The sequence below is a fragment of the Cyclobacterium sp. SYSU L10401 genome (assembly GCF_010993705.1).
Classification (GTDB): domain Bacteria; phylum Bacteroidota; class Bacteroidia; order Cytophagales; family Cyclobacteriaceae; genus Cyclobacterium.
The window spans coordinates 1-21,472 of sequence record NZ_WOFO01000017.1 but is presented as its reverse complement, the minus strand read 5'-3'; the positions used below and the strand labels follow the sequence as shown (position 1 = coordinate 21,472).

Genomic DNA, 21,472 nt, shown 5'->3' with positions numbered 1-21,472 from the left:
TCCGGGCGGAAGGAATAATATTCAAAATTATGTTTTAAAAAACCACAAAGCAAGTATGAAACCCAACCTTTCTGAAATAATCTCAATTTCCATCATAAATTTAAGGTTGATTAGTCCAAATGGACAAATCCTGGTACTACATGGGAAACACCCCCTGATAATGATGGTCAAAATATTTTGTTACTTTCCCATCCTGCTGGCTCTATGTCAGGCTGTACCAGTAAATGGTCAAACCTATGCCGAAAAACTTGGGTTTCCAAAAGGCAGAAAGGTACTTATCCTCCATGTAGATGATGCCGGGATGTCCCGGGAAGCCAATGAGGGCACCATCCTATCCATGGATGAAGGCATGGCCAACTCTTCCTCTGTCATGATGCCCTGTGCCTGGGTACCGGATTATTTCCAATACCTGAAAAAAAACACGGCTACAGATGCGGGCGTCCACCTCACACTCACTTCAGAATGGAAAGGGTACCGATGGAGTCCCCTGACCGGAACTAGCGGGGGAGCCAGCCTGATGGACGAAGAGGGGTACTTTTGGCCTTCTGTAGCGGAGGTGGTCAACCATGCTGATCCTGAGGAATTGTATGAGGAGATCAAAGCTCAATTGGAGAAATTCAGAAAGATGGGCGTGGAGCCTACCCATATGGACTCCCATATGGGTACCTTATTTGCGACGGAAACGTTTTTGGAAAAATACATACAGCTTGGGATAGAAGAACAGGTTCCGGTCATGTTTCCCGGTGGTCATGCCAGCTGGATTCAACAAGAAATCGATGCTCCGGAAGAAAGGATCGAACAGTTTCAACAAATAGGTGAAAAACTATGGAATGCCGGTCTTCCTGTACTGGATGACCTGCATGCGGACAGCTACAGTTGGAAAATAAGCCCGGACATAGCAGGAGATGACCAAAAAATCCAAAGGTATAAGACGGATAAATTTATTGAAGCCATTCAAATGCTCGAACCGGGACTCACACAAATCATCCTGCACAGCACGAATTCCACCCCACATTTTGAAATCATTACCCCAAGTGCCCCATTGAGGAAAGGCGATATGCTGGCCATGATGGACCCCCGGTTCCAACAATTCCTGGAAAAAGAAGGCATCATCCTCACCACCTGGAGGGAAGTGCATGAAAGACGGAAACAGCTGAGTAGCCTGGAGTCCCGTTAATGACAGCATTAAACCCGTATAAGGTATCAAGCTTCCTGCTTACCAATGAATTTATGAAATAAATCAAGGTAACCTGAAAATGAGTGCAATTGCCCCCTAAACCTGCAAAATTGGTCTGATTTAAATGTCCTATCTGCCTGCCCTGGTATAACTGGATCTTTAAATAGAAAAAGCCAAAAGCTTTTGATACAGGGGTTCACAGGTAGCCAAAAGGGGTAGCAAATGTTCAGGCATGGCTTCATTTTTTTCCTGATAAGGCTGAAATCCGGTAGACTTGTGCACATTTTGGTACCAATACCTGGCCCAGACCCCATCTTCCGGAAGGGGACCGGCCGTCCATTGGAGCATACCTTGATCATAAGGTATCCCACAGGCCGCACATAATTTACGCAGTTGGCCGGCTGTATCCATCAGGAATTTTTTGGCATCCAAAACCACATAGGGATAATTATTGGACTGTAGGTATTGAAGCAGTTCCCATTGCATGGCATAGCCTATATCCTCCATGACCGGCTTTTCTATGATTTTGGAGAATGACAACAGCATTTCTTTGGGTTCCCGGGTCAGGATAATATTGACACCTTCCTCCATAAAGGACCAATCCAATCCAATCAGGTGATGGGTCATGTTTTTAAAGAAGGCGATGGGCTGCTCGAATTTTCCAAGCATTTGTTGAACCACTTTTTCCCCTTCATTCTCCATACAGGCCAGGATTTCATTGGCTCCGGGGTGATAGGGCTTGGCAGGCGATATCTTCAGGTAATGGGCATAGAGAGGCTCGTCCGCTACCACAGTATCCTTTCTTTGGGCAAAACCATACATCAGGGCCGTAGAAATATTTCTGGGGCCAGACCAGAGGAAAAGTCTTTTGGGGTATTGCAGGCTCCTCATGACTGGATCTCTTTTTCAATTAACTTTTCATATCCCTTCCTCAGCTGCCTGGTCAAAGGTCCGGCTTCAGGCTGTCCTACAGGCTTGCCATCAATTTTTATGACCGGTGTAAGCCCGCCAAAGGTTCCGGTAACGAACGCTTCATCCGCTCCATAAACATCAAATAAAGAAAAATTCTTTTGGTGACAGGTAATGTTATTTTGCGCACAAACCCGGATGATGTTTCCTCTGGTGATGCCGTTCATGCAGTATTCGCCGGTAGACGTCCAGACCTCTCCGTTTTTTACCATGAAAAAATTGGTGGCATTACAAGTAGCCACAAAACCGTTAATATCCAACATTAAGGCTTCATCGGCTCCGGCTTCTATGGCTTGTATCAGGGCCTGAACCTCGTGAAGTTTACTGTGGCAATTCAGCCTTGGGTCCAGGTAATCCGGAGAACCTCTCCTGATGGTGCTGGTAAACAAGCTGATTCCCTGGTTTTTACTTTCATCAGCCGCTTCTTTGTGCTCAGCAATGATCACCAGGTTAGGTCCTGAAATGGTAAGTCTGGGATCCTGAGAGGGTGTTGCTTTTATACCTCGGGTCAGCATCACCCGGACATGGATGTGGTCTTTCATCTCATTGATCGCAAGTGTCTTCCGGATTTTATCTACCAACACTTCCCTACTGAAGGGAATGGTTATGCCAACGACTTTTGCCGATTGCCACAAGCGGTCCAGGTGCAGATCAATAAAAATCATGCGCCCATCATGGACGCGGAAAGCCTCCCAGACCCCATCCCCTACCAGGTACCCGCTGTCAAAAACAGATATTTTGGCTTCCTCTCTTGGAAGAAACTCTCCATTGATAAATATTTTAACCGATTGATTTCTTTTGTCTTCCTTTGCCTGGTGAGTGCCCTTAACCATAGATGTAAATTTGTAGTGTCTGGTATCATAAAAAAAGTCCCGACAGGAACCTTTTCACAAATATGATAAAAAAAGATCAATCCGCTTTATACCTACCTGCCCAAACCAGCTTTAAGTCCCTGAAGGTAAAATAAAGGTTCAAAACCCTTTGCTGTAATCGGTCAAATGGTCAATAAATATTTCTTGAATTCAAGGTAATCGTTTTCCATTTTTTCCGCCTTTTTCTCCTTTTCCATAAAAGCCTGTAAGCGCTCAGGTAAATCCAGCTGAATGGCTAAGGTTTCTTCCACCACCTGGCGGAACTTCCCCGGATGAGCTGTTTCCAGAAATACCCCCGAAAAGGTCCCTGGATGCGCACTCATAAAATCCTTTAATCCCAGATAGGCTACTGCTCCATGCGGATCCATGGTATAACCGGTTTGGGACTTTACTTTCAGCATGGACTCACGGGTCATGTTATCGGTATAAAAATAGCCCTTCACTTTTTCCTTCAACTTGGATTCATCATTGCCAAAAAGTGCCAACAGGCGATAGAAATTACTTGGATTCCCTACATCCATGCTGTTGCTGATGGTTTGAAGGGAAGGTTTGGCCATAAATTCCTCTCCCTGCAGGTAGTCCGGTACCACCTTATTGATATTGGTAGCGGCTACAAAATAAGTGATGGGCAATCCCATCCTTTCCGCCAGGATACCAGCCGCAAGATTGCCGAAATTTCCACTAGGTACGGAAAATACGATTTTTTTATCCTTTTCCGGTAAACGGGAATAGGCATAAAAATAATAGAGGCATTGCGGAATCCACCTGGCAATATTGATTGAGTTGGCAGAGGTCAAAAGCATTTTGTTGTTCAACTCCGGATCCAGAAAGGCCTGCTTGACCATTTTCTGGCAATCATCAAATACACCTGCTACCTCTATTGCCCGGATATTTCCTCCCAATGTGGTGAATTGTTTTTCCTGCAATTGACTTACTTTGCCTGAAGGATACAGAATGATGACTTCCACTCCGTCTACTCCAAAGAAACCATTGGCCACTGCACTGCCCGTATCCCCGGAGGTAGCCACCAAAACTTTGATCTCCCGCTTGTCCTGAAGCATGCTCATTAATTTAGAACAGAACCTGGCACCAAAATCCTTGAAGGCCAGGGTGGGCCCGTGAAATAATTCCAGGCTGTAAACGTCCTCTTCTACCTGCAACAGGGGGGCATCAAAGGTCAGCGTATGGTCGACCAGTGCTTTAATTTGTTCAGGACTGAGGTCTTCCGAAAACAGAGCGCCGATGATTTCATAGCCCATTTCTCTAAAAGACAGCCCAGGCAATCGGTCAAAAAAAGCAGCAGGCAAAGTAGGTATGTTTTCAGGCATATACAAGCCCTGATCCGGTGCCAGGCCTTTGATGACTGCCTCCTTTATATCTACCTTATGATTGGCGTTATTGGTACTGTAATATTTCATTGCAAAAGATTCCCGGCGGTGAATAATGTTAAATTTCCTCTTCGATAATATAGGCTCCCCGGGTATTGATAGCAGAAACATAAAGGTCGATGGGAAGCTGCATTTTGTCAAAAACCTGTTGGGCCAGCCGGCTGACTTCCCAGGCTATCTCCTCGGATGGAGACAGAATAAAAATGGTGGGGCCGGATCCGGAGATGCCGCATCCCAGGGCACCGGCAGGCTTGATGCCCTCCTTTACCTCATCATATCCCGGAATCAAAACCGACCGGGAGGGTTCTGCAATGACATCATTCAGAGATCGGCTGATAAGGGCCATGTCTTCCTGAAATAATCCTGCCACCAAACCTGCTATATTGCCCGATTGGGTGGTAGCATCCTGCAGGGACACATTTCTTCTCAATACGCTTCTGGAATCATAGGTGTTAAGTACCAGATGGGGGTGCACCAGGGTGCAGTACAATCCCCTGGGAACATGAAGCGGAATCACATCCAGGGGATGATATTCCCGGATCAAAACGAATCCTCCCAAGAGTGCCGGAGACACATTGTCAGCATGGGCTGCCCCGCAGGCAATTCGCTCAGACTCCATGGCAAAAGGCAGCAGGTCCTTTTTTTCAAATGGATTACCCAACAAGGTATTGGTAGCCATCAAGGCCGCCACAGCACTGGCCGCACTGGAACCCATGCCGCTACCCAACGGCAGTCCCTTATACAATTCTATCTCCAATCCTCCATTAAAATCCAGCTCTTTCATCATGGCCATGATGGCCACACTGCAGGTGTTTTTCTCCGCCTCATAGGGTAATTTGCCCTTATCCCCTTCAATTTTGGTGACACGAATCCCCGGTTTTTCGGAGAGGGATACACTGACTTTGTCTCCTAAATCTTCCACGGCAAAGCCCAGGATATCGAAGCCGCAAGAAACATTGGCTACGGTAGCAGGGGCGAAGGCGGTCACTTTTTGCTTTTCCATCTTATCTTGAATAATTGCCTAGCCTGATGATATCTGCAAAAACTCCCGCTGCGGTGACATCTGCTCCTGCCCCCGGTCCCCTGATGATCATGGGAAATTCGTGGTACCTTTCAGTAGTAAATAATATCATGTTGTCACTTCCTACCAGGGAATAAAAAGGATGACTGCTATCCACCGACTTCAATCCTACCGTAGCTTTACCGTTTTCCAGAACGGCCATGAACCTGAGCTTCTCTTTCTTCTTATCGGCTTCCGCCAGCAGCTGTTTAAAATGGCCGTCATGCGCTTCCAGTTTTTCCAAAAACTCCCCCACAGACTCGATATGGGCACAATCTTCCGGCACCATACTTTGTACCGAAACATCTTCAAAATGCAAATCCTGCTCGGCTTCCCGGCCTAAAATCAATATTTTTCTGGCCACATCCATACCACTGAGGTCATCGCGGGGATCAGGCTCGGTGTAGCCCTTTTCCTTGGCCTGAGCCACTACCTGGCTGAAAGGAATTCCCTTACTCAATTCACTGAAAATATAATTCATTGACCCACTCAATACCCCCTCTATCTTGAGAACTTTGTCTCCACTCAAAATCAGGTCCTGAAGGGTATTGATGACCGGCAAACCTGCCGCCACATTGGTCTCATAAAAAAACTTGATATTGCGCTGCCCGGAAAGTTTTTTGAGTGACTTGTATTTTTCCAGTGAACCTGAATTGGCTTTTTTATTTGGGGTGACTATGGCCACTTTAGATTCCAACACCCTGGCGTAGGTATCGGCCACTTCCTGGCTGGCCGTACAATCCACCAAAACAGAGTTGGAAAAGTTCATGCTGTTCATGGTGTTCAGAAAAACAGGAAGGTTCATCGGTAGGTCCTTTTCTGAAGGCACGGGAACAGTGGACAAATCAAAACCGTCCTCGTCAAAAGCCATAAACCTGGAATTGGCCAGGCCATGAATTTTGATGTCCAGCATGTACTCCTCCTGCAATTTATTCAATTGGCTCTGAATCATTTTTATCAGCGTCTTACCTATGAGGCCTACCCCCACCAAAAACACATGCAGTACCTTGTTGTCTGACAAGAAGAATGCTTCATGCAGCGCATTCAGACCTTTTTGCAGGTCAGACTGTTTGATGACCGCAGAAATATTTAACTCGGAGCTTCCCTGAGCGATGGCTGAAACATTGATATTGTTCCGGCCCAAAGCCTGAAACAACCTACCACTGGCACCTGGATAGTGTTTCATGTTTTCCCCTACCACGGCTATTACGGCCATATTGGGCATGATCTGTACCTTGTCCATTTCCCCGGCCAGAATTTCATAGTGAAATTCCTTCTCCAATACTTCTCTGGCCACTTCGGCATCTTCACTTTTGATGGCGATACAGATACTGTGCTCAGAGGATGCCTGGCTGATCAGCACCACGTTGATCAGCGACTGGGCCAGTGTCCCGAACACCCTGCTGCTTACCCCTACTACTTCCACCAGACCTGAACCCTGCACATTGAGCAGGGAGATATGGCTCAGTGATGAAATCCCCTTGATCAGTTTGTTTGTCTCTGATGTTTCACAAATAAGGGTGCCTTCTTCCTCAGGTTCGAAAGTATTCTTTATATAGATGGGCACCTTCCTTTTCATGGCAGGTTGCATGGTAGCTGGGAAAACTACTTTGGCACCAAAATGGGAAAGCTCCATGGCTTCGCTATAGCTGAGCTGAGGGATGGTGATGGCCGAATACACCAATTTGGGATCGGCAGTCATGACACCTGATACGTCCGTCCAGATTTCCAAAGCATCAGCTTTTAGGGCAGCTGCAAAAATGGCAGCCGTATAATCGGATCCGCTTCTTCCCAGGGTGGTGGTCTCTCCCTTATCAGTGGAAGCAATAAAACCTGTAATCACCAGGAGCCCTTTGTTTTTGCTGTAATAATCGTAGATCAATTGATTGGTCGTAGGGAAAACTACCCTGGCATTTCCAAACCGGTCATTGGTGCGGATCAGATCCCTGGCATCCACATAATGCGTGTTCAGATCAGTCTCCTTGAGGGCTTCCGCCATGATAAAGGCAGATATGCGCTCTCCAAAACTGACCACATAATCAGAAGTCCGGGGGGAAAATTCCTTGATCAGGTATATGCCATGATACAAATCTTCCAGTTCATTGAACCTGATCTTCACATAGGTCAGCACAGCTGATTGCTTTTGCACGGGTATCAGGTTTTTGACCAATTGCAGGTGTCGCTTTTCCATGGAAAGCAAAAGCGGCTGGTATTCAGGATCATTCTGCCTGGCCAGTGCTGCACATTTCAATAAATCCTCTGTTACCCCACCAAAAGCTGAAAAAACTACCGCTATATCATCTTTTTGAGCAGCATTCTTTACTATGGAGAGAACATTTTTTATTCTTTCCAAATCAGCGATTGACGAACCTCCGAATTTTAATATTTTCATTGCTAATTATTATCGGTTAAAATGTAATCATTAAGGTCTGCAGAAGACCTGTTGGTATTGAGGCAATATGAATCAAAACACGGGATTACCCCGTGGTGAAAGTGGTAGTTGTGTTGCCGCTAAAAAATACGTTGCAGGTTGCATCCCGGATAAATCCGGTTTTTGAAAGATTTGAAATAATTTTTACTGCGAAAACCATGCTTCTTTATTTGAAGGGACAATTCTAAGGACAAATTTTATATATCACAAGTTTTTTTGATTAGAAATACCCGGCTGGCTGCAGATAAAATCCTGATTGCCAAACCAGGAATGGGCTGCTGGAAAGGGAGCTATTTATTATCTATCCTGCACCTGTGTCCCTCCTGACCGACCGGTGCCTGATGAGGTTTTCTCCAGTGCCTGAATAAAGGTTTTTATCAGACAAGGCAGGCTCCTGGAGAAAAAATCAGTACTGCTCAGAATTTCTCAATCACTCCACCAATGCTTTCTTTGATATCCACCACATTGGGATCTCCCTTGTATTTGATCCTTCCTCTTGTCGCTGCGGTACCCTTCAGTGATTCCAACACTTCGAAAGTACCATAGGCATTGGTATTGGTCCTTACTTCCGCATGCTTGACCACGAGGTCTTCCCCATCGATCTCTGCATTGGTAAAGGCATTGTAGTTCAGGTGATCTGCACTTCCTTTGACATACATTTTGGAATTGGTTTTTGCATCCAGGTTCAATTCTCCGGCTTTTACACCTGCCTCCAGGTAGGCATTGGTAGCAACAGACAAGCTAATGGATTTGCTTTCGAGAGGATCCTGGATAAAAGCCCTGGCAGCAGTCTCTACTTCCACCACCTCCAGTTTGGTATAGGTTACCTTCACCTTCACCGAGCTGGATTTGGGATTGGACCCTGAGATTTTGATTTCAAGCTTTCTCTTGTTTACATTGGTAAGGATTTCTTCCAATCCGATTCCGGAAGCCGTAATTTCTATTTCATGCTGATCCCCACGAACAAACTCCGCCTCGATGGAATGACTCACTACCACCTGATCAAAAGCTTTCAATGTTCTGGTTTCGGAGGAAGTCTGGGCCCGTACCAGGGAAAAGGATAACAGTAAACTAAAGGTTAAGCACAAATTTCTCATATCAATAGCTGGATTAAAGGGTGTTTGATTTAATATACGCCTCCGTATAGTTTAAAGGTCATGTTTCTTAGCGAGGCATTGCTGGCCGCATAGTGCATGGCCTCTGCTATTTCAGATGGTTTTACCCATTGACCGTGATCCGCATCCGGCATGGCCTCCCTGTTTTGGGGAGTATCGATGATGCTGGGAACAAATACATGAGAACGGACTTTGATATCTGCTGTTTCATTGGCAGTGAACTCAGCCAGGTCTATCACCAATCCTTTACTCAAAGCATATGCCAGAACATCTTTACCTTCATTAGGTTGCAGGGCCGGTTTGGCTCCTACAAAAAGAAAGGTTCCGTTGTTGGCCTTTTTCATCAGGGGAAGGAAAAATTTCACCATGTTAAAGGCACTGAAAAAATTCAGGCGAATCATTTTATCCAGGTCACGGGTGCTGGTATCTTCTATGCCTCCCATACCAAAGCCTCCTACAAGTAATGCCATACATTCCAGCTCCCCATATTGTACCTGATATTCTTTACTAAATTCCTGCACAGCGTACTCATCGGTAACATCCACCTGGTATACATCATCTGCATCTTCCACCTCATCTCCACTCTCAGGTGCTATAATGGCAATGACCTTAAAACCTTCCCGCTTGAATTTGGTCACTACTGCTCGACCCAGATTCCCTGCACTACCGGTGATGATAATATTTCTATTCATGCTATTATTTAGTTTGGTTACAATCCGATACTTTTGCATGGCAAATGCAAAAACATAAAATTAAGATTTATTTTTAAGAAACATGGTGGAATTGGGAAAAAGCAAAATAGAAGCTACGGAGAAAAGAAAGCGAATTCTTTTTGTCCTAAAAGTCATCACCTATCTGATTCTGGTATTTCTGCGGGAATTTCTGGAATGGGAAAAGGAGCCCTTGCTTACCCGGCTGATCCCTTTGATGGATGCCCTATCTCTTCTGCTGGCAGGAAGTGTGTTGATTTCACTTGCCCGCTTGTTTTTGGTTCGGTTTTACCTGAGAAAAAAGAAATCGGATTCCCTGCACAGCAATTTTGTTTTGGGCATCAATCACATCGCCAGCCTGCTAAATGTGATTGTCTTTCTTTTTGCTATCATGATCTTTTTCCAGATCAAACCCTTTGAATTTCTGGGAAGCATCACCCTGGTAGCGGCAGCCATTGCCTTATTGTCTAAGGATTATATCACCAATATGATCAATGGTCTGATCATCATGTTTTCTGACCAGATCACACTTGGGGATTTCATTCAGGTGGCAGAGCACAAAGGAAAAATCCAGGACATTACCCTACTCAATGTAGTATTGATCAACGATGACAGCGACCTGGTCATGGTACCCAATAGCCTGATCCTCGCTTCTCACGTAATCAACCACAGCAGGCAAAGTGTACGAAGGCTCACTTTTGAGTTTGAAGTCAAAAACCAGGCGGGTTTAAATGTAGACCAGACGGAACAAAAGCTTAAGAAAGCCATCAAACCTTTTGGAAAGGAAATAAAATTACAAAGTATGAGCCTGAAAGCACTGGAAATCCATAAAGATACAGTGAAAATGAAACTCCAGGTCCAACTTAACACCACTTCTAAGGAACTGGAAAAGAAAATAAGGAGAAGCATCAACCAAAGTATCATTGATTTGGGGCATGAATGAAGAAAAAACGAACTTTTTTGATCTGGTATACCAGGTAGTCAGGCTGATACCTGAAGGCAGGGTAAGTACCTACGGTGCCATCGCAAGCTACCTTGGCAGTAAAGGGAGTGCCAGAATGGTCGGGTGGGCCATGAATGCTGCCCATCAGCACAAAAACATCCCTGCCCACAGAGTAGTCAACAGGCAAGGGCTGCTGACAGGAAAATTTCACTTTGCTGACAACAACCGGATGCAGCAGCTGCTGGAAGAGGAAGGTGTAAAAGTAGTCAATGACCGGGTTCAGGATTTTGAAAAACATTTCTGGGATCCCTGCCAAAACCTCCAGATATAAACCGGAGACCGGTAACTTTTGGCTGGAAACTGCCTTTCTCATTATTTTGGGAAAAAATTTTACAAACGGTCATCTTTTTATTTCTGACAGAAAAAGATTAAAAATTACCAAATATTTATGTGATCTGCCAAAAAATTAATCATTTGTTAAAAAATAAGCTTTTTATGTTATTAAATACAATTACTAAGAATAAAAATTAGGAAATTAAAAGCCTTTATTCTACATTTGAAATACATTTTTAAAAATACAAAATTACATGATTGGTATTATGGCACGATAATGGTTAGGGGAACATCTTACATTCAATTATTTTAATCTGAAAATATTATGGCCTCTACAATTACGGAGAGAAAACCAGCATTAAAAAACATCAATACCAAGAGGAGTTTCTTCAAATCTTTTCCTGTTGTATTTTTTGACGAATCTCAGTTGGTAGTAAAGCGGGCATTTGATTTATCCATCAGCATAGGCCTGGTGATTTTTGTTTTTTCCTGGCTTTTCCCCATCATTGGTCTGTTGATAAAAGCTACTTCCAAAGGTCCCATATTTTTCCAACAACTCAGGCATGGTAAGGACAATGTTCCTTTTTACTGTTTCAAATTCAGGACCATGTACGTAAATGAAAAGGCCGATGTGCAACAGGCAACCAAAGATGATCCAAGGGTCACCTGGATCGGAAAATTTTTGAGAAAATCCAGTTTGGATGAATTGCCTCAGTTTTTTAATGTCATCAAGGGCAACATGTCCATAGTGGGTCCCCGACCACATGCTGTTCCCATGAATTACAAGTTTTCAGAAGAAATTGATAATTTCATGTTCAGGCATACGGTAAAGCCCGGCATTACGGGCCTTGCGCAGGCCAAGGGCTTCAGGGGAGAAACCAAAGACTTTTATGACATTTATTCCAGGTGTAAGCTGGATATCTTTTATGTCAACAACTGGTCTCCGCTCCTGGATTTAAAGATCATTTTCTGGACCATAGTATCTTTGCTTATGGACAAGGACAAAGCCTATTGAAAAACCTATTGATTGGAAATGTTTACTGCTTTTTCCTGGCGATCAGCAAACCCAGAAACATCAAAAGCCCATTTAATATCAGTAATTCAAACCCAAATTGATAACCTCCCAGCCACTTTTCGGATTGTAGGGAAAGCACAAAAGAAATCAAAGGGGCCAAAATAGCCATCACCGGCACCCACTTATCCCTGACCTGGAATTTGGTAAACAAGCCAAAGGAGTACAATCCCAGCAAAGGGCCATAGGTATAACCTGCAATGGTGAAAACCGCATTGATTACACTTTGATCGTTGATCCACCGGAATACCAGGATGACCAAAAACATGATAAAGGTGAATCCCAGGTGCACCTTTTTCCTCATGCTTACTGCTTCCTTTTTGGAATATCTCTTATCGATTTCCAGAAAATCATAACAAAAAGATGTCGTAAGAGCCGTTAACGTAGAGTCTGCGCTGCTGTATGCCGCTGCAGTGATGCCCAGCACAAAAACCAGTCCCACAAAGGTGGAAAAATAGGAGGTGGCCAAAAGCGGGTACAAGTCATCCGTTCGCTCCGGAATGGAGATTTGGTTTTCTGCCGCATACAGGTACAGCAAAACTCCCAGGGCCATAAAGACCAGGTTGACAACAACCAGGATATTGGTAAACCAAAACATGTTTTTCTGGGCATCCTTAAGGTTTCTGCAGGTCAGGTTTTTTTGCATCATGTCCTGGTCCAAACCGGTCATCACGATGACAATAAATGCCCCGGAAAAAAACTGCTTGAAAAAATTGGTGCCCGACTTCCAGTCCCAGTCAAAAACCCTGGAATAAGGCTGCTCAGAAACAATAACCATCAAATCCCCCAAACCGGTTAATCCCAGTTCCTTTGCCACCAGGATTATACTGACCACCACCGCCAGTAACATGAAAAAGGTTTGCAGGGTATCGGTCCATACCACTGTTTTTATCCCCCCCCGAAAGGTATACAACCAAATCAGGCTGACGGTAATCAATACCGAACCCCAAAAGGGAATGCCCCAGCGATCGAACAGGATCAGCTGCAAGACCCCGGCTACCAGAAAAACCCTGATGGAAGAACCCAGAGTTCTGGAAAGAATAAAAAAGAAAGCACCGGTCTTATATGACCAGAAACCAAACCTGCCCTCCAGGTAGGCATAAATGGAAACCAGGTTTAGCCGGTAGTAAAGGGGCAACAGTACCTTTGCGATCACCGTATAACCCACCGTGTAGCCCAGCACCAGCTGAAAATAATAAAAGTTACTATTCCCTACCTCGCCAGGTACTGAGATAAAAGTCACCCCGGATAAGGATGCTCCAATCATACCAAAGGCTACCAAAAACCAGGGAGATTGCCGGTCACCGGTAAAAAATGTGTCTGCAGTCAATTTTCTGGAAGTAAGCCAGGAAATAAGGAACAACAGCAAAAAATAGGACGTTATAACAATTAGTACTAAATTTGAATCCATATTGACTGAGGCTAAAGGCCGATAAAGTTGTGATTAATTATTAACTTTGCAAAATGAAACCTTTAGAACATTTAGTGGAAACAGAAGAAGAATTACTACTTGATGAGCTGGTAGATAAGGAGGAGCATGATCTGGTTGTTTTCAATGATGATTTCAACACTTTTGATCACGTCACCAAGATCCTGATCAAGGTTTGTAAACATAGCCAGGAGCAAGCAGAACAATGTACGATGATCATTCATTACAAAGGCAAATGCTCTGTAAAAAAAGGCAGCATCAGCAAGTTAAAGCCCATGTGTGAATCCATCCTTGATGCAGGGATTCAGGCTACCATCGTTTAAATTCTCCTTTGGTGAATTTCTCTTCCAAACTTATTGAGGATGCTGTTGCTGAAATCAGCCGACTGCCTGGCATAGGTAAAAAAACAGCCCTCAGGTTAACCCTACATCTGCTCAAGCAAAAAGAACCGGTCACCACTGCGCTGACAGATGCCCTTATCAAACTTCGACATGACATCCAGTACTGCTCCATTTGTCACAATGTATCAGATAAGGCTGTATGTAGTATTTGTGAAGGGATCAAACGGGATAAAAGCCTGATCTGTGTGGTGGAGGATCTTCCTGATGTACTGGCCATAGAAAATACCAACCAATACGCCGGACTGTACCATATTCTCGGTGGGGTGATTTCACCCATACAGGGCATAGGACCTGATGAAATCAACATTGCCTCTCTGATGAAAAGAATTGAAAGCCCCCCATCGGGTCAGGCAGTAGTGGAGGTCATACTGGCCCTTCCGGCTACCATGGAAGGAGATACCACCTCTTTTTTTATCACCAGAAAGCTCAAGGACCGGGGAATCAAAGTGAGCACCATTGCCAGGGGGATACCTGTTGGCAGTGAATTGGAGTATACAGACGAAATCACCCTGGGCCGCAGTATCCTTTCCCGAATAAAATATTCTGCGGAATAATTTGGGGAATAGAATTCCCTACATATATTTGCACTCCCATTCGGGGGATTAGCTCAGTTGGCTAGAGCGCTACACTGGCAGTGTAGAGGTCATCGGTTCGAATCCGTTATCCTCCACTTTATGCAATTTACAAAGCCCTGTATCTGTCTCAGTTGCGGGGCTTTTTTTTGCCATTCCCGATAGCATATCGAAAAAAACACCCCTTTTGCTGATCAGAATGTTGAAGAAAGAACTTAATTCTTCACTAATTACAGAAGACCGTCAAAACTATATGGATGGTTTGCTGAACGGAACGCGTTGATTTAATTAAGGTACTTCATCGTTAATTCCATGACTGCATCAATATTTTCTTTTTTCATACTGTAGGCAGATGAAGTAACTGGTTTATTTTTCTCATTGAAGTATTTTCCAGTCGTTTTACTTAAATCTGTAGAACTTGCTAAGTAAGTATAGGTTCTCGCCATATTTTCAGGGGAGATGGAGAATTTACTTTTTATGGAGTAAAGCAATTTCATCAATCCCGAAATATTTGGATACCGGCTTATATCTACCTTCACATTGGTTACTCGAATGCCGTTTACGGTAACGTTTGTATCTTTTAACTGATCCGCTAGCCAATAGGTATACATTACCTGGGCAAGTTTTGATTGATAATACGCATTGGACACGCTAAATTTTCTATTTTTAAATTCTGGATCATCCAAATCTACTGTCATTGTTGGATGCATAACCAAGCCCTGTGAAGCAATTGTAATGATTCTGCCTTGCTCACTTTTCTTAATCAAATCCAAAAGCAAATCAGTCAGCAATACCGGGCCAATGTGGTTGGTTGCCCAAATAGACTCCATGCCATCGACCGATTTTTCAGGTTGCTTACGTGAAATATCAAAGTCCGCTGCATTATGAATGAGGACATCCAGCTTCACTACGCGATTGTTTAGTTCATGTGAGGCATCTATTATTGATTTCTTTGATGACAAATCAATCTGTAATAATTCAACGTCATCTTTACCCGATTTCTCTCTAATGTCTGCAACTTCTCCTCGTTCCAGATTCCTGACACCGATTATGACATGAAACCCAATTTTAGCCAATTGAATGGCAGCTTGCTTGCCAATTCCAGAATTCCCACCAGTTATCAGACATACCTTTTCAAACCTCATCATACGTATTTTTACTGTGCAGTTGGCTTGAATCATTTTGCTTACGCTAGATCCATCATCCCATAGGGTAAAAGCCAAAGTACCCACATGAACCAGGCCCGGAGTTCGGACAAATAACCCACTTAAAAACAGCTACTTTTACTATCTAGTGCTTTAAAAATAAAAGGAAAAAACCATCTCCGCAAATTCCCGGCACATGCTCAACGGTTCATTTATGTTGAGCTATACAAGGGTTCCACACGGCATTCAAACCCGTCAGCATGCCTTGCTATCAGTACCGGTTTAAGATTGATTCACATGATTTTCAATGTTTTTGTTATAGGGATAATCGAGCTCGAATAGGGTTTCCCGAATGACTGCGGAGCAGGCTACGCCAGCCTGAAGACACCTTCCGTACAGACAGTAAATAGGCTTCCTCCGTATTCACCACCTTCGTACATCCCTTTATGATTATTGATCTCATGATTCATACCTATTTATTATATGATCTATTTTATCCTCAAAATTTTCTATATCAGGATTCAATACATAATCCATGGTTATTCCATCAATTGTTGCGAGAAGCAATTCGGATTCAATTCTTGCTTTGTCATTGAATTTAACTTCCAAAAGTGATGAGAGTAATTCGATCAATTCTAATTTTTGCTTATTTAGCATTGCTGTTACTGAAGCGGGTGTCTGTGGATGAATTAGCAAAAGAATTGACAAACGTATAATCTCCTTATCTTTTATTAGGCTTGTTTTCAAATTTTGCAGCAATGATGAAATAGAATGATCTTCAATTTGCATCATTTTCGCAGTCATTTCGGTTATTGTACTTTCAATAACGACCCTTAATAAATCCTCTTTGTTTTTAAAATGACTATAGGTTAATCCTTTCGATACATTGGCGTGTTTTGCAATAGCATCTACAGAGGTTTCTGAAAAACCATTTTTTGCAAATAGATGCAAGGCTGATACTATTATTTTTTCTCTTTTAAGCATACTGACTGACCGTTCAGTCAGTAATTTAACGAAAAAAATTGAATTCAATTACATTTTTATTGAATTCGCTATTTTATTTGCCGCCAATCCCATGTTGCTAGGTGCAAGGGCTGGAATGGCATTATGGAATCCTGTCCAGTGCCTTCAAGGCTACCCACAACTTATTTTATCTCCTGAGGCCATTTTTTTCTTAACTTAATAGCATTGACGTGCGGGGTTGGAAAACGAAATTGATCTCTTAATTTCGATTTATAAAGGTACTCAAAAATGCCATTTTCGATTGGCCTGCCGCATTTGCTTTAACCGTTGTTGCCAACCGTACCTTTATCTGGATAATCTGTAATCAATACCCCAGGTGAAAGATTTAGCTTTTCGGTTAAATTCCTTATCATTTCTACAGTTAATTTCCTTTTCTTATCGAGTATTTCAGAAACCCTGCTTTTTCCACCGATCTCATTTCCCAGATCCTTTTGTTTTAATTGCAGCTCTTCCATCCTTATTTTTATGGCTTCAATGGGATCGGGGGAATCGATCAGATAATGTTTCTTTTCATAATCATCCACCATTAATCCAATAATATCCGCTTCATCACTTTCCGATGTACCTTTAGAGGCATCGAAAATACTCCCAAGCCTTTCAAGTGCTTTTTGATAATCTGTTGCTGATTTTATTGGTATTAGTTCCATTTGCTTTTCAATTAAATCGTATCTGCATCAATCCTGTCATATTCACTATGAGTCCCGATGAACAGAATGAAAACCCACCGTTTCTCAAAATTGAATTTTGCCACCAGCCTGAAAGAATTTCCCTTTATCTTAAAACAATCCTACTGTCTTTCAATATGCTGGCATTTGCATAGGATTGTTTTACATCATTGGTCCTCAGCCAGTTTGAACCAAGGTTGGTAACTTCCCGCATACATTACTTGTGGCGGTTTTCAAAGCACTTTCCTGTCCGCCTGCACCAAATTTACTTAAAAGCACCAACCTTGAATTTACCAATTTCCCCGGTATAAGTTAAATATGCTTTTAGCGGTTCGGGCTGTTTTTAATTTTCAATTCCAAATTTCATTCTTTTCAGTCAGTATAATTGGTTTGTTGTCTGTCACTACAATTGTATGTTCGTGTTGAGCCATATAACCGCCTTTATTTCCAACCATTGTCCATCCATCATTCAAAGATACTGCATAGTTTGAGTGTGTAGATATAAAAGTCTCAATAGCTACCACAGAGTTTTTCTTAAATCGAGACAGATTAAATCGGTCTTTAAAATTTGCTATTTCAGATGGTTCTTCGTGCAGACTTCTACCTATTCCGTGTCCTGTGAGGTTTTTAATCACCTTGTAACCACGTCTTTTTGCTTCTGTTTCTATTAGAAGTCCAATGTCTGATACTTTAATACCACCTTTGATATTTGACACGGCTTTTTTCAGAATTTCTTTAGAAGCTTCCACTAGTTTTTGATGTCCGTATTTGTCGTCTCCGAGAACAAACGAAGCGCCATTGTCTGACCAAAAACCGTCAAGTTCTGCCGAAACATCAATATTTATGAGGTCAGCTTCTTTTAATATTCTGTTCGTTGAAGGTATTCCGTGGCAAAATTCATTGTCTACACTTATGCAAGTCCAACCCGGAAATTTGTATGTTTTGTGAGGTGCTGAATTTGCACCAAAATCTTTCAATATCTCTGCTCCATAGTCGTCAAGTTGCTTGGTTGATATACCTGGTCGAGCATAATTTTTCATTGCTTTTAAAGTGTAAGCAACTACATCACTTACCTTTTTCATTCCTATTAGTTCTGATTCTTTTGTTATTGACATGTTATTCTTTGTTGGTTTGTCATTCTAGCCTGACCGATAACGTTTTGCATATGGCTTGTGGCGGTTTCGAAGCACTTTTCTGTCCCCCGAAACCAAAGCTTGCTACGGAGCTAAAGCCTTGCTGGTAGCCGACTACCCGCCATAAGCTATATGCTTTGTTGTGAGTAGTTTTCATTCTTTTCTAATTGGTTTAAGAACTAATTCTTCAATAATTTCATATTCTTTTTTACCCCAATGACTATCTCCTGGAATAGGTGGAGTTTCAAGCCAATGAGTTACTTCATTTTTTTCGAGTTTAGTCTTTTTAGGAAACAATCCTCCTCTTTGGTTTTGTCTGATAACCTCTAGTGTTTCGTCCAACTTATCAGTTGATTTGTAATCGCTAATTATCAAAGAAACAACTTGGAATAGACCAATTAAGGCATTTTCAACTTTTTCTTTAGTCAGAGGTTTTCCGTTGTGAATGAAGTCGTTCCTTGTTTTTCTTGCGAGGTTTAAGAATTTATAAACTCCGAATGGAATAAACCCTTTTTGAAACAATGTTTCAATTCTAGTAGAAGTAGTCCAAGTACGATAGTCTTTTAGAAAGTCTGTTCTGCCCTCTATTACACCTTCAATTTCACTTTTAATAATTTCTTGCTCCCATATTTGATTTATCAGTTGTTCAATTGAAGTCCACAGAAATATTAAACTCTCTGACCATTGACTCCTGACGTAATGAGAAGTTCCATCGAGTAACATATTAGCTGATAAATTTGGGAGATTTTCAATTATACTTTTTCCGATTTTATAAGCACTTTCAATTTCACTTGTCTTAATCGACTTAGGTTCTAATAATTTGATAGAATCAAGTGTACCAACAAGTTTTGAACGGATTGACTTATGAAATCCCGCAACCAATCCACTACTGCCTCCGTGAATTTTAATATACCCATCAAAAAATAGCGTCCCATATGAAATATTGTCGGGTTGAACAGACTCTGAATAAATTCCCCCAAGCAAGAGAATACCTAGTGTTTGATTAAATTTTTCAAGTGCACTTTCTTTTGTCCTGTAATCTTCCGTTGCAGGTAAAACCAAGCTTCCATCAAAACCAATACCTAATGAAAAAGGAGCTATTCCAATGTCAATGAAGGTTGACATTCGATTGAGTTTTACATAATCGTATTCTCGACTATTAATTTCTTCTAATGTCGCATTCCATTCATCCGTTTCTCTTTCAATTATTCTGAAAGGCAAACAGTTTCCGATTATTATTGGTATGTGATTTTTGTCGTTCATTTAAATTACTCACAATCGGGTCAGGCAAGGGAATTTCACCCTTGCCTTCCCACAGAACCGTGCGTGAAAGTCTCCCTTCACACGGCTCTTCATGTTTTTGTCACTGTGAATATAGGTATATTCATGGTTGGACCAATTTCCAATGCTCGAAAAGGCCGGGATGTTGCTTGAACTGCTTCTTGAGCCAGCGAACTGACGCATATTTGTACAAGCCCTTTTCCCATTTTACCCATTTGAGTAGTCGATGGTTTAGGCCATTCCATACAGGGCGCATTCCCGCCAGCCAAAATTTGTGGTAGTAGTTCATTAGTCCACGAATTATTGGGTTCAACTTTTTTGCAAGCTCCTTTACGGAAATCCTGCGCTTGTGAATCTCCAGTTCCTTGAACTTCTCCCGGATGGCCTTCTTCGCATTATTGCTCACAAAGATGCCGGGTAACAACCTACGCCCACCTTTCACTTCGCGCATCACCGGTCGTATACTAAATCCCAAAAAGTCGTACTTTCTAGGATAACTATTCTCCGAGTGACCTCGCAGGTTCACAATCTTGGTTTTGTCAGGATGTAAAGTCAGTTTACAAGTCCGCATACGTTGGTCTATGACCCGTAGCATAAATTGAGCCTGCTTTTCTGTTTTGCAGTGCACCACGATGTCATCCGCATATCGCTCAAATGGCTTTTCTGGATGAAATTTATCCATCCATTTGTCGAATACCACGTGAAGAAAAAGATTAGCCAAAAGTGGACTGATCACTCCTCCCTGTGGTGTGCCGTTTAAGCGCTTGCGAATTTTCATCTCTTGCATCACGTCCGCTTTGAGCCAACGCGATACGTACAGTTGCACCCACTTGTCATTGCAGTAATGCCCCAATGCCTGCATCATAAGGTCATGGTCGATATTATCGAAGTAGCCTTTGATGTCCAGGTCTATGGCAAAGTCGTGGTTGAAACAATTCCGGTGACTTTGGGCTACTGCATCATGAGCACTTCGTCCGGGACGGTACCCAAACGAGGCATCATGAAACAACGGCTCCATCTGCTTTTCTAAGTGGTGCTTAACCACTTGCTGCGCGATGCGATCCAGAAGGGTGGGTATGCCAAGTGGCCTACTCCCTCCCCCTTTCTTCGGTATCAGTACAGCTTTGACAGGCTGTGGAAAGTAACTTCCTGAACTCAAACGGTTCCAAAGTTTGTACAAATGACCGGACAGATCGCTCTCAAGCAATGCCCAGGTCATTCCGTCCACGCCGGAACTGCCTTTGTTCTTTCGTACTTTCTTGTAAGCCTGCCATACCATCACTTTGGTGATCGGTTGCGACTTTGTCTCATAGTAGTCTATCATCCCGTTTCCGGTTGTAGGGCCTATAAAAACACAAACATGCCGAACCCTTCGCTCCGATGCCATTACAGCACCTTTATCGCTACTACGATTCGGTCTGCCACCATTGTCTCACCGCAACCTACGGTGGCTGCTTCCCCTTTTACGGTTTTACAGCACGACAATGATTTCACTTGTTCCAATGTACCGCCTGTCTTGATGTCCTGCCAACTTAACCCCGGGAGAGACACAACCAGTAAATCCGGTTTCCGTTGTGCTTGGTCGCGGGTGCAAACGTACCCACCCGCTTTTCTCTCCATCTTGCCCTTTCGGGGCTTCATCATTGGTTCACTTGTGGATATAACGGTTCGTCTTGTGCCACCCATTCCGGTTTTTGCGTGCCAGTGATTCCGGTCCAAACTGTGCCAGTTTACTGAAGCAGGTCCGGACCTA

The 21,472-nt window shown here is 43.0% G+C and carries 22 protein-coding genes and 1 tRNA gene; 7 read left to right on the top strand and 16 right to left on the bottom strand.

Annotated elements, in window-relative coordinates; genetic code table 11:
- Nucleotides 1-160: 160 nt before the first annotated feature.
- Nucleotides 161-1,177 (top strand): polysaccharide deacetylase family protein, encoded by a 1,017-nt coding sequence (locus GL182_RS23605; RefSeq protein WP_240469947.1) that lies wholly within the window; start codon nucleotides 161-163, stop codon nucleotides 1,175-1,177.
- A 159-nt stretch (nucleotides 1,178-1,336) separates the two neighbouring features.
- On the opposite strand, the gene GL182_RS23600 is transcribed toward GL182_RS23605, so the two are convergent.
- From GL182_RS23600 to GL182_RS23570, 7 genes are all read right to left on the bottom strand, one after another.
- On the bottom strand, nucleotides 1,337-2,068 hold the full coding sequence (locus GL182_RS23600; protein WP_205603725.1) for a sulfotransferase family protein: 732 nt from the start codon (nucleotides 2,066-2,068) through the stop codon (nucleotides 1,337-1,339).
- Nucleotides 2,065-2,979, bottom strand: coding sequence for an aminotransferase class IV (locus GL182_RS23595; RefSeq protein WP_163382440.1), 915 nt, complete (start codon nucleotides 2,977-2,979; stop codon nucleotides 2,065-2,067). Before GL182_RS23595 ends, GL182_RS23600 begins: the two co-directional genes overlap by 4 nt.
- A gap of 161 nt (nucleotides 2,980-3,140) precedes the next feature.
- Entirely contained in the window at nucleotides 3,141-4,436 is a 1,296-nt protein-coding gene (gene thrC / locus GL182_RS23590; protein WP_163382438.1) for a threonine synthase, read from the bottom strand.
- Between the two features lie 28 nt (nucleotides 4,437-4,464).
- Complete coding sequence (locus GL182_RS23585; RefSeq protein WP_163382436.1) at nucleotides 4,465-5,409, bottom strand: homoserine kinase; 945 nt, start codon at nucleotides 5,407-5,409, stop codon at nucleotides 4,465-4,467.
- Between the two features lies 1 nt (nucleotide 5,410).
- Nucleotides 5,411-7,858 (bottom strand): bifunctional aspartate kinase/homoserine dehydrogenase I, encoded by a 2,448-nt coding sequence (gene thrA, locus GL182_RS23580; RefSeq protein ID WP_163382434.1) that lies wholly within the window; start codon nucleotides 7,856-7,858, stop codon nucleotides 5,411-5,413.
- Between the two features lie 455 nt (nucleotides 7,859-8,313).
- On the bottom strand, nucleotides 8,314-8,994 hold the full coding sequence (locus tag GL182_RS23575; protein WP_163382432.1) for a head GIN domain-containing protein: 681 nt from the start codon (nucleotides 8,992-8,994) through the stop codon (nucleotides 8,314-8,316).
- Nucleotides 8,995-9,023: 29 nt separating this feature from the next.
- Nucleotides 9,024-9,704 (bottom strand): SDR family NAD(P)-dependent oxidoreductase, encoded by a 681-nt coding sequence (locus tag GL182_RS23570; protein ID WP_163382430.1) that lies wholly within the window; start codon nucleotides 9,702-9,704, stop codon nucleotides 9,024-9,026.
- Nucleotides 9,705-9,786: 82 nt separating this feature from the next.
- On the opposite strand from GL182_RS23570, the gene GL182_RS23565 reads away from it, so the two are divergent.
- The 3 genes from GL182_RS23565 (at nucleotide 9,787) to GL182_RS23555 (ending at nucleotide 12,013) form a co-directional block, all read left to right on the top strand.
- Nucleotides 9,787-10,665 (top strand): mechanosensitive ion channel family protein, encoded by an 879-nt coding sequence (locus tag GL182_RS23565; RefSeq protein WP_240469946.1) that lies wholly within the window; start codon nucleotides 9,787-9,789, stop codon nucleotides 10,663-10,665.
- Nucleotides 10,658-10,996 carry an MGMT family protein gene (locus GL182_RS23560; protein ID WP_163382428.1) on the top strand — a complete coding sequence of 113 codons (339 nt, stop codon included), beginning with the start codon at nucleotides 10,658-10,660 and terminating at the stop codon, nucleotides 10,994-10,996. Before GL182_RS23565 ends, GL182_RS23560 begins: the two co-directional genes overlap by 8 nt.
- 327 nt (nucleotides 10,997-11,323) lie before the next feature.
- Nucleotides 11,324-12,013, top strand: a complete 690-nt coding sequence (locus tag GL182_RS23555) for a sugar transferase (RefSeq protein ID WP_163382426.1) — start codon at nucleotides 11,324-11,326, stop codon at nucleotides 12,011-12,013.
- A gap of 22 nt (nucleotides 12,014-12,035) precedes the next feature.
- Here GL182_RS23555 and GL182_RS23550 read toward each other — a convergent pair whose 3' ends face one another.
- A complete protein-coding gene (locus GL182_RS23550) occupies nucleotides 12,036-13,481 on the bottom strand; it encodes a sodium:solute symporter (RefSeq protein WP_163382424.1) in 1,446 nt (481 codons plus the stop codon).
- Between the two features lie 53 nt (nucleotides 13,482-13,534).
- Here GL182_RS23550 and GL182_RS23545 point away from each other — a divergent pair, with 53 nt between their 5' ends.
- The 3 genes from GL182_RS23545 to GL182_RS23535 all read left to right on the top strand — a co-directional run bounded on the left by GL182_RS23545 (nucleotide 13,535) and on the right by GL182_RS23535 (nucleotide 14,570).
- Nucleotides 13,535-13,822: an ATP-dependent Clp protease adaptor ClpS gene (locus GL182_RS23545; RefSeq protein WP_163382422.1), complete on the top strand. Its 288-nt coding sequence runs from the start codon at nucleotides 13,535-13,537 to the stop codon at nucleotides 13,820-13,822.
- A gap of 11 nt (nucleotides 13,823-13,833) precedes the next feature.
- Nucleotides 13,834-14,454 carry a recombination mediator RecR gene (gene recR / locus GL182_RS23540; RefSeq protein WP_163382420.1) on the top strand — a complete coding sequence of 207 codons (621 nt, stop codon included), beginning with the start codon at nucleotides 13,834-13,836 and terminating at the stop codon, nucleotides 14,452-14,454.
- A 42-nt stretch (nucleotides 14,455-14,496) separates the two neighbouring features.
- Nucleotides 14,497-14,570: transfer RNA gene (locus tag GL182_RS23535), tRNA-Ala, on the top strand.
- Between the two features lie 186 nt (nucleotides 14,571-14,756).
- Here GL182_RS23535 and GL182_RS23530 read toward each other — a convergent pair.
- The 8 genes from GL182_RS23530 to GL182_RS23495 all read right to left on the bottom strand — a co-directional run.
- Entirely contained in the window at nucleotides 14,757-15,653 is an 897-nt protein-coding gene (locus GL182_RS23530) for an SDR family NAD(P)-dependent oxidoreductase (RefSeq protein ID WP_163382418.1), read from the bottom strand.
- A gap of 423 nt (nucleotides 15,654-16,076) precedes the next feature.
- Entirely contained in the window at nucleotides 16,077-16,601 is a 525-nt protein-coding gene (locus GL182_RS23525; RefSeq protein WP_163382416.1) for a TetR/AcrR family transcriptional regulator, read from the bottom strand.
- A gap of 299 nt (nucleotides 16,602-16,900) precedes the next feature.
- Entirely contained in the window at nucleotides 16,901-17,287 is a 387-nt protein-coding gene (locus GL182_RS23520) for a type II toxin-antitoxin system HigA family antitoxin (protein WP_163382414.1), read from the bottom strand.
- Nucleotides 17,288-17,298: 11 nt separating this feature from the next.
- Nucleotides 17,299-17,391 (bottom strand): type II toxin-antitoxin system HigB family toxin, encoded by a 93-nt coding sequence (locus GL182_RS24365; RefSeq protein WP_240469945.1) that lies wholly within the window; start codon nucleotides 17,389-17,391, stop codon nucleotides 17,299-17,301.
- A gap of 264 nt (nucleotides 17,392-17,655) precedes the next feature.
- Nucleotides 17,656-18,420, bottom strand: coding sequence for a type I methionyl aminopeptidase (gene map / locus GL182_RS23510; RefSeq protein ID WP_163382412.1), 765 nt, complete (start codon nucleotides 18,418-18,420; stop codon nucleotides 17,656-17,658).
- A gap of 171 nt (nucleotides 18,421-18,591) precedes the next feature.
- The gene (locus GL182_RS23505) at nucleotides 18,592-19,659 is read right to left on the bottom strand and encodes a hypothetical protein (RefSeq protein ID WP_205603724.1); all 1,068 of its coding nucleotides are present in this window, start codon (nucleotides 19,657-19,659) and stop codon (nucleotides 18,592-18,594) included.
- Nucleotides 19,660-19,822: 163 nt separating this feature from the next.
- Nucleotides 19,823-20,998, bottom strand: a complete 1,176-nt coding sequence (ltrA, locus tag GL182_RS23500; protein WP_262889365.1) for a group II intron reverse transcriptase/maturase — start codon at nucleotides 20,996-20,998, stop codon at nucleotides 19,823-19,825.
- A 107-nt stretch (nucleotides 20,999-21,105) separates the two neighbouring features.
- The coding region (locus GL182_RS23495) for a hypothetical protein (RefSeq protein ID WP_205603723.1) at nucleotides 21,106-21,472 on the bottom strand (367 nt) is incomplete at its 5' end.